Origin of the sequence: Amycolatopsis nivea (assembly GCF_004522235.1) — a bacterium.
Taxonomy (GTDB): domain Bacteria; phylum Actinomycetota; class Actinomycetes; order Mycobacteriales; family Pseudonocardiaceae; genus Amycolatopsis; species Amycolatopsis nivea.
This window is the reverse complement of the sequence record NZ_SDLT01000030.1, coordinates 114,936-123,809: the sequence shown is the minus strand read 5'-3', so window position 1 is coordinate 123,809 and position 8,874 is coordinate 114,936. Positions and strand designations below refer to the sequence as shown.

Annotated in this window: 6 protein-coding genes and 1 tRNA gene; 1 reads left to right on the top strand and 6 read right to left on the bottom strand. The window is 65.9% G+C overall.

Annotated elements, in window-relative coordinates:
• Nucleotides 1–58 precede the first annotated feature (58 nt).
• From EIZ44_RS30280 to EIZ44_RS30255, 6 genes are all read right to left on the bottom strand, one after another.
• A complete protein-coding gene (locus EIZ44_RS30280) occupies nt 59–1,186 on the bottom strand; it encodes a DNA cytosine methyltransferase (RefSeq protein ID WP_240691455.1) in 1,128 nt (375 codons plus the stop codon).
• 140 nt (nt 1,187–1,326) lie between these two features.
• Nucleotides 1,327–2,103: a DUF6339 family protein gene (locus tag EIZ44_RS30275; protein ID WP_134732661.1), complete on the bottom strand. Its 777-nt coding sequence runs from the start codon at nt 2,101–2,103 to the stop codon at nt 1,327–1,329.
• Nucleotides 2,100–2,993 (bottom strand): hypothetical protein, encoded by an 894-nt coding sequence (locus EIZ44_RS30270; protein WP_134732660.1) that lies wholly within the window; start codon nt 2,991–2,993, stop codon nt 2,100–2,102. The genes EIZ44_RS30275 and EIZ44_RS30270 overlap by 4 nt, the downstream gene beginning before the upstream one ends.
• Nucleotides 2,990–4,873, bottom strand: a complete 1,884-nt coding sequence (locus tag EIZ44_RS30265; RefSeq protein ID WP_134732659.1) for a hypothetical protein — start codon at nt 4,871–4,873, stop codon at nt 2,990–2,992. The genes EIZ44_RS30270 and EIZ44_RS30265 overlap by 4 nt, the downstream gene beginning before the upstream one ends.
• Nucleotides 4,870–5,859 carry a PD-(D/E)XK motif protein gene (locus tag EIZ44_RS30260; RefSeq protein ID WP_134732658.1) on the bottom strand — a complete coding sequence of 330 codons (990 nt, stop codon included), beginning with the start codon at nt 5,857–5,859 and terminating at the stop codon, nt 4,870–4,872. Before EIZ44_RS30260 ends, EIZ44_RS30265 begins: the two co-directional genes overlap by 4 nt.
• Nucleotides 5,856–8,447, bottom strand: coding sequence for a Z1 domain-containing protein (locus tag EIZ44_RS30255; RefSeq protein ID WP_205673359.1), 2,592 nt, complete (start codon nt 8,445–8,447; stop codon nt 5,856–5,858). Before EIZ44_RS30255 ends, EIZ44_RS30260 begins: the two co-directional genes overlap by 4 nt.
• A gap of 283 nt (nt 8,448–8,730) precedes the next feature.
• On the opposite strand from EIZ44_RS30255, the gene EIZ44_RS44905 reads away from it, so the two are divergent.
• Nucleotides 8,731–8,821: transfer RNA gene (locus EIZ44_RS44905), tRNA-Arg, on the top strand.
• Nucleotides 8,822–8,874: the final 53 nt, after the last annotated feature.

Sequence of the window (8,874 nt, the reverse complement as noted above, 5' to 3'; positions counted from 1 at the left end):
CCTGCTAACTCGGTGTCCACGACCCGGGGTGAACCTCACATGTCGTGCGTGCTGAGGACTACTTCGAAGCTTCGAGTGCCTTGGCCAGGTGCTTGGCGATGGCCCTGCCCAAAGGAACCGGGACGGCGTTACCGATCTGGCGAGCGATCGATATCTTCGACCCGACCCACTGATGTTCTGGGCTGAAACCCTGGAGCAAGGCTGCTTCGTAATGAGTGATGGCCCGGTGCTCGGTGGGATGGAGGTAGCGCCCCTTCTCTGGCTTGAAAAACTCGGTGCGGATCGTGACCGAGGGCTTATCCCAGTGGAGTCTGCCCATGACGTCAGCCGAGCCCGTTTGATGCTTCCGCCAACACGCGGAGAGCAGGTCCTCACGGATGTCGAAGCGATTGCCGCCAGGAGGGATCGTCGCGAAGCGAGCGAGGGAGCGCTCGGTGTAGTAGCGGGTCACATGAAGCTCAGCGCTCTTGAACGCGCCCGGGAACTCGACACCGTGGAAGTCTGTGTGGACGTCGGGAAGGTCAACGTGCACGACGTGCTTCTGGACGAGATCTTCCTTCAGGGTCTCCCTCACAGTCACATGTTGTCCGACGTGTGTCGGGGGCGGTGGGCCGATGGGGGGCAAGTCTCGATGACGGCCGATGGCGATCACACGTTTCCGGGCCTGTGGCGCTCCGTAGTCCGCTGCATTCAGGACCGTGGCGGTGAAGTCGTAGTCGGCGAGCTGACCGCCGCGGCGCGTGGCAGCGCGAAAAAGTTCGAACTGCGGGGACTTCAGAAACTGCGGGACATTCTCGAGCACGAAGTAGCTCGGTCGGGCCAGGCGGACTGTCTCGACGTACTCCTGCCAGAGCGTGTTGCGCACATCTTCCGCGTCGCGTTTGCCGAGCGTTGAAAACCCCTGACACGGAGGCCCGCCGACAACGACGTCCACACTCGGGACGTCTTCATCTCGAAGCCAATTTTCGATGCTTCCGGGATAGACGACGTCACCGAAGGTATGCGCGTAGGAGGCGGCTGCCGCGACGTCCATCTCAACGGCACGCACCGACTTGAACCGGCTGTCAGCTTCCCGGAAACCCTGGGTCAAGCCGCCTGCGCCCGCAAACAGGTCAAGCACGCGGAACGCTCGCGAGGTCGGTCGACGCCGTCGCGGCGTGGCTGGTTGTCCCATGCTGGCAGACACGTAATCACAATAGCCGGCTACGGCGTGTCTCCGCTCGGCGGCGCGCCGGCCGAGGTATGGGTTACGTTGTTCCTGGCCTCCCGAGACTCCAACTGCTGGCCAGAAGTCGACGGTAACGTGGCGCGCCGTGCGCGGCTGATTTACGGTGCCTGACGGTCCTCGCGGCGGAACGCGGCCACCGAGGTGGCCGCCTCGCGGCGGATCTCGCCGCAGAGATCGGCGTAGTCCAGGGCGTCGAACTCGATTATGGCCGCAGCACGCAGGATCCGCTTGAGGACGTCCCGCAGCACCAGGCGAGGTGGGAAGCCTCCCGTGTCGACACTGGGCCACACGTCGGCAAACGCGCGCACCACTGAACGGCTGCCTCCCAGGAGCGAGCGACGTGCATATATCTGGTCGAAGTCCGACTCGTTGAAGATCCTCAGCAGCCGATACGGATCCGTCTCGTTCGGGACGGCGAGCAGGTGGGCCCGCCACCACAGCCGGCCCCACACGTGGCGGGTGATGTCGGTCCCGAGGATCCGGTCGACGGGAGGATCGCGGTAACGCCAGTAAGAGACGTCGGGCAGCACGACGAGCGCGAGAAACGCCCAAATTGGCCGGACCGCGGCCTCGGCGGCAACGAGACCCATGCGCTCGTGGAGCAAGCGGGCGATGTCGAGGTCGAACTCCGTGTGGTCGCGGCGGCGTCCGCCACTGGGGAAGCCCGCTTCCTCGGCGGCTTTCAGGACACGCTCTCGGAGGTCCTCGAGGTGCTGGCGGGGTACGCGGTCACCACCGGTGGCGGCGAAGACGGCCGAGGGGTGGTGGAAGGCGTGGCGGTCCGCTAGCTCCTCGACGGTCAGGTGGGTGTAGCTCCGGTGCATGTCCATCGCGGCGGCGTCGAGCAGGCGGGGGTAGAGAATGCTGCTGCTCATGCGTCCGCCAACAGACCGGTGGCGTTCTGAATGCGCGTGGTGAACAAGATCGGCTCGTGACGGCGGTCGCGGCGCAGTGCATCGAGAGAGCGGTCGGGAAATGTCGATCGCAGTACGGACGCGAGCAGGGCCCCAACAGATCCCGTGGGGTAGTCGGCCTCCGGGTCGAATTCGTCGTCGACGAGGGCGCGCTCGACAAGTGATCGGATGACGTCGCTGCGAATGGCGGACAGGACGCGTCGGTCGGCGTCCGTCGGGTCCGATGCCGCTTCGAGCGCAGCGGTGACAGCCTCACGACGCTTGTTGGCCAACAACAGGATCGAGCCGAGGGCCTGTGACTCGAGATCGTGGCCGAGCTCCAAATGCCAGGCTGCGCCGGTGGGGTATGGGAGGTACTCGAAGTCGACGATGGAGAGCGGGAAGAGCACCGCGTCGCCCTGCAGCATCACGGTGCGGGCGTCGCGCCACAGCACGCTGCCCGGGCGGGTCGGCGCGGCCAGCGAGCCATGTGATCCAGGGGAACGGAGTGTTAGGCAGGTCTCGAGGTCGAGTCGGCCGCCGAGCTCATCGCCCGAGAGCGCGAAGTCGATCTCCAGCTCGACCTCGGCCGCTGCGATGATCGGTGCCTGCCAGGCTCGGCCGCGCAGCGAGGAGTTGGTCGCGGACCATACGACAGTCAACATCAGTTCGGAGTCCGGCGGCAGGCCGCAGGTCGAGCGTGCTCGCATGCCGTCGACTCGCATCGGGCGCCGTAGGTGAAGCACGGTGCCGTAGTCCCACTCCGGGAGATCGGGCGGCAGCTCGTCGACCGAGTCGGCCGTGAGGCGCAGCCACGGGCCGGCAGCGACGACGTCGACCGAGGGGCACCGGTAGGGGTAGGCGCGGCTCACGGCTCGACCGCCCCGTCTGCCCGGATCCCGACGACGGTGATGTCGGTGATTGTGTCAGACACCGGCAGTACGGCGAGCTCGACCTGGGAGGGGCTCGCCACGATGCAGGTCTCCGATTCCCACAAGCCGTAAGGCGTGGCCCAGCGGAGCACTTGCGGACATGCGGCACCGACGGGTGCCTCATCTTCCCTGGCTCGATCTCCGAGCCCGACCGACAACCGGGCCTGGAGCAGAACAGGACCCGGTCCGGTGACTGAGAAGCGTTGGACGAGGACGACCCGGCCCCCGTGCTCGTCGACGGTCGGCTCAGTCAGCGCGGTGACGCGGATCTTGTCGTGAGGGATCGGCAACGGACGAGCGCTGCCCTCTGAGCCGCCGTTTCCGGCGCCGACTCGTCCCCCCGGACCTTTGCTTGCGGACGCCGCGCTTTGGCGAACGGCTTCGGGCCGAGCGAACGCGGCGGCGACGATCCCGCCTAGGAAGTTGCTTGCCGCTCCGAGGACGGTACTCCCCTCGGCGCGCACGGTCGCGACGACGGCGGCCTTGTAGCTGGCCAAGTGCTCCCTGATCCGACGAAAAGCCACACGGACGAAGGTCTTGTCGTGCCCGGATAGCTGCTCGTGGACCCAATGGTCGTGCGTCGGCGGCTCACTCGCCGCGAAGACGTCATCGAGGTCATCGTCGGCGCGGAACACCCCGGCGTACGCCCGGTTCACCGATCCGGTCTCCGTCTGCTCGAGGTAGCGGACGATGAGCTCAGGCGAGCGCATCAGGCACACGTGGTGCGGGTCGCCAGGGACACCTGCGCACTCCGCGGCGAGACTGGCGGATCCCGGCGTCATCGGGACGACAAACTCGTGTTCCACGGCGAAGCGGCCGAGGACACGCTTGGGGCTGCGGCACTCCAGGACGGTGCCGTCGCCGTCGCGCTGCCTGCGGTAGGCGGCGACGAACATCTCCAGCGGGTAGGTATCGGCCGGGTCCGGCACTGGGAAGGTCGTCCCGTCCGCGCGCACCTCGGCGATCAGCCGCTTCTCCTCGCGCTCCGGCAGCATGATTGGCCAGAGTTGCCAGGCAATGGTGTTCGCGAGGTGGCGGGCCGCTTCCTCGACGTCCTCGAACTCGCCGAGGTCGGGATCGAGCACCGTCAGCGTGGTCCCGGACTCGCCCTCGGCGAACGGTTGCAGGCCGAGGCCGCGGGCGACGCTGTCGGCGTCCGGGCCGCGCAAGGGCTCGACATAGTCCTTCCGGACATCACCCCACCAGTGCCGGCCGGTGAACGGTCGGGGCTCGTCGCTCGGGGTCTCCCGACCGTCGAACGACTCGCGCATGGCAATTCCGATCAGGCGGGACTCGAGCCCGACGTCGGGGACTTCCGTGCGGGTGTAAACCAGAATCGTGCCGACCCGGGAGAGGCGGTAGAGCACTGCCTTGCCATAGCCGTACGTGCCACCGCCTTGGAAGGTGTCGCGCTTCTCACCGACGTTGAGCACGAACGAGACCCAGTCGCGGCGATCGCCTGCGAGTTCGTCGGCGCGAGTGGGACCGCCGAGCCCACGCGTACCGCGGTCCACGACGGACAACAGACGCACGTTCGGGGTCCGCACGAGCCCACCGATGCCCAGGTGAGGTTCTCGCCCATGCGGCGGGCTCAGAAGACGCTCCCAGTTCGGGCGGTGGGTGGGAGCGACCGTGGTGAGCTCGAGGCGATACTCGGTAGGACGGTCGCCGATGCGTGCGTCCCACGAGTTCTGGGCAGTCTCCCTCACGAAAACCGTGAGGGAGTCGACGGACGGGCGGCCGAGCTGATTCCGGATGCCCTCTGAAGCGATCGCTCCCGTCGGCGGGAAGGGCTGCGACCACCACGTCGGCGTCGTCACGTGAGCTCCAGGAACGTCTCGATCGGATCGACGTCGACACGTGCCGCGGCGGCCGGTGGACTCTCCAGATCGACGTCGTAGTCGATGTGGTCAAGGCCGGCGAGGGTCGCATCGCCCGCCAGCCCTGCGACGATCACACGAGGGAAGCCGGGGCCTACTTCGAACGTGCGGCGCTCGGTCACTTCGAAAACCCGTCGCGAGTAGATCTCCCGCTCGATCTCGAGATAGCCGGCCTGCACGAGAGCGCCGAGGAATGCAGCTTGGTCGTCCGTCATCGAGAGGATTTCGTCGACGAGATCAGGGACGGAACGGCCCTGACCAGGGCGGAGCCGGACCCAAGTCAGCAGCAGCCGACCAGAGCCACGGTCGAGCTGCCCGAGACCGTGGATGCGAACGGTGTGGGACTCGAGCGACGTCGTCGACTTGACCTCCAGCGCAATGTCGGCGCGGTGGAAGTCCTGCTCGCTCTTCGCGGGGCCCGTCCAGAACGCGACCGCGCCGGGATCGTGTTCCAGCATCGCCCGTAGCATCGTCAGCTCCCCGAACAGCCCAGCCAGCTCGGAGGGGCTCAAGGTCCGCCTGGACCCCGACAGCAGAGAACGCCAGTCGGCAAGAGTCTGCCGCAGGGCCGCGACCGCCTGGTTCGGCTTGGCTGCGATCCTCTCCACTACTTCGGCGCATAACGCCGTGAAAAGGTCACGCAACCGGTCATCAGCCAGGGCGAGCGCTGCGTACACGTTGTAGCTCGCGTCGTCCTCGAGGATCTGCCGCCGCAGAGTCACTGCGCGACCGTCGATGTCTTCCCTGACGGTGTGTTTCGCGTCGATCGGTACAAGCAGGTACCGCTCGCCGGTGTCGCGGACCGCCGCGAGGACGGGGCCGTGTGGCGTCGCGACGTCGCAGTCGGCCGTCCGGAAAAGACTGACGGGTGGCTTCGCCCCGGCCGCGGACCAGAGCTCCTCGAGGCGCGTGCCGTCCGCAGTCATACGTCGTCCTGGTCGAAGATCGAGGTGTCTTCTTCCTCCACGACTACTTGGGAGAGGTCCGCGCTCATGTACTCGACGTTGGAGTCCTTGTCTCGCGGTTCCGGGAAGACCAGTGCAACTCCCACGACGACGTCGTCGGTCGGGGCGTCGAGCGCTAAGCGTCGCTTGGCTGTCGGCTCCGACCTGGGCTCGATCGGATACAGCAGGAGGAGCCCCTCGGTCGGTCGCTGGTGCCGGCGGAGATCGACGAGGTCCTTGCGGCTCATGCTCGTGGTGTTGGGCGCGTTGAGGTCGAGCGCCTCGTCCCGGCGGCTGGTCAGGGTCTTGATGTCCGCAACGCCGTCGAACTCGCCATCGCCCTCGTGCGGCACCCGGGAGCGTCGGACCATCCGCACGTCCACTCCGTTGCCGAGGTCGCAGCTCTTGATGTCGGGATTGTCCTGCGAGTTGCCGATCACACCGACGCTCCATTGCCCCAGTGCGCCGGCTCGGACCCGTCGCCGGATGTACTCGGATATCCGGACGGTGTCGGCGTCGGATGAGCGCTCGTGGAAGGAGTAACTGCTCAGAAAGTCAAGCACGTCCTCATGCGGAACGCCCGTGAACAGCGCGGTCTCCTCCCGAGACTGTGTGCGAATCCCATCCTTGGCCGCCCGGCCGATGAGTTCGCGTGCAGCCGCGGCGTTTCGCTGCAGCCAGGGCGTGCCGTCGGGTGTGACGTCGAAGAACCGGGATTCGACGAGGAGACCGCCGTAGGCCGCGGTGGCCCGGACAGCGCTGGTCATCTTCGCCTTGGCTGTGATGCTCATCTTCGGATGCGTGCGCAGGCGCACGGCGAAGTTGAGCGGATTGACGCCAGGGTTCATGTAGCGGTTGATGTCCTGGCGCATCTCGGCCTCGACGGTGGCCAGGTGGCTGAACCACTCCTTGAGCTCGTCCGTCATCCAGATGCGGGGCAAGTCCGCGTAGTGGTTGCGGTAGCCGAACCAGCGGCCCATCTGCAGCAACGTGTCGTACGCCGACACGGCGCGGACGAACAGGCTGGAGATCAGGCCCTCCAGCGTCAGGCCGCGCGACAGGGTGTTGCCGCCGACCGCAATGGCCGTGACCGGGCCCGACTCGTAGTTAAGTCTGTCGGTGCTTCTGTAGTTGTCGATCACGACTTTCGTATCGTGGACGACCTTGGGCAGGTGCTCCAGAAGCGCCTCGAATGCGACCGGGATCGCGCCAAGGTCCTCGGCCGGCACAAGCGCCGTCTCTCGGACCCACACGCTCCGTAGCCGGTCAAGCAGCTCGGTGCTGCGGGTGTCGAGCCCGCGCAGCATCCGTTCGCGCAGTTCCACTAACGGGTACTTGAAGCGCTCGTGGACCGCCGTGTCGGTCGTCGTGTGTATGAGCATCGTCGAGTGTGGGTTTCCCCCACCTCGCACCTTTCGCGCGGCTGTGGCCAGCCAGAACCACTCGACGGCACGCCGCAGGGAGTGCGTCATGCTCGGGTAGAAGTCCGCCGCGTCCTTCTTGGTCTTGGGCTTGAGCTCGTCGACCTCCTCGTCGGGCACGGTGCGGATCATGTTGAAGCCGCCCTCGAGCTCCGACGGGTCCTCGCCGGGCAGGAGTTCGCGGCCGAACAGGACCTCGGTGCCGTGGTAGCCCGACGGCTGGGGCAAGTTGACGATGAAGTCGCGGGGATAGAAGTCCTGTTCGTTGCCCGGGTTGATCAGCAGGTTCGCGAACGGGGTGGCTGTGTAGCCGATGTAGCCGACTTTAGGGAACTTGCTCACGACCTCGTAGAGCAACGGGTTGATCTTCGCGGTAGCGACAGTGGACTGGTCGGCTTCGTCGTCGATGATCAGCGTGGGAATGTTCGTCAGGTACTCGCCAGCCGAGTCGAGCCAGTCCCGCAGCTTACGCAGCGGCGCGGTGTTCTTCTTGACGACCAAGAGCATCGTCTGGCCTTTGGACGCGAAGTAGGCCTTCGCGTTGCCACCAGGCGGGGAGAAGTCCTTCTCGGGCGTGGTGACCTCGTACCACTGGGCAGGGTTGGGGTGAATCAGGTCGTCGCCGAGGCGGAGCTGGGTCTGCCGCCGCAAGGTGTTGTGAATGCCGGACAGGACGATGAAGAGCTTGTAGCCGCGGTCGGCGGCCTTGGCCATGACGGCGGTGAAGTTCGTGGTCTTGCCGGACTGGACGAATCCGACGACGAGGCCGCGGGTCTGGAAGGCGTTCTGTTTCGGGTGGTCAAGCAGCGAGAGGATCTTCGTTGACGCCTCGTCGACGGACTTGATGTTCGCCGCGCCGAAGTTCTTCTTCTGCATCGACCTCACGATGGCTGGCCAGTTGCGGTCGGTGTCCTTCGGACCCGTGTACCAGGTGATCCGACCGTCCAGCCACACCGAGGGAGGCTCGTCGAGGTTTCGGATCCGGACGGTCTCGGCCTCGTGCTTCTCCCGGACCTTTTGGATCACTGCTGGGTTCATGCCCATGGCCTCAAGGTCGTCAGCGGCTTCTTTGGGAGAACTGACGTCGGCGTATTTCAAGAAAACCTCATAGGCCTTCTCGACCTGCGCCTCCGACACCTCAACGGCCACTTGACACCCCCTCGGACCTCGTGCACTTGTTCAGAAGGCTAATCAACCGTTGGCGGCGCTGCATAGGGGCCTGCTCCATCCGACGGACTCGCTGCGGCACTGGAGACTAGGTCTCCTTCGAGCGCCCGCAGTTGAATCTTGTCGCGAGGACGACATAGGTACCTGTTGGCTGGCCACGCCAGCACGACCGCCTCAAGTGCACGCGGTCGGTGGATCTTGGTCTATGCCCTGGTCCACGAACTGCTGCCCACCGATGCCGGACACGTCCATCTTGACGCAACTAGCGCCCGCTGTGACCAGGGGTTCCGGGCATCCGCAGGACAGCGTCCTGACTACGGATCAGAAGGTCAGGGGTTCGAATCCCTTCGGGCGCACTGTCTGGTCGAGACAGTAATCAACGGACCGGGTGCTTTGCACTCGGTCCGTT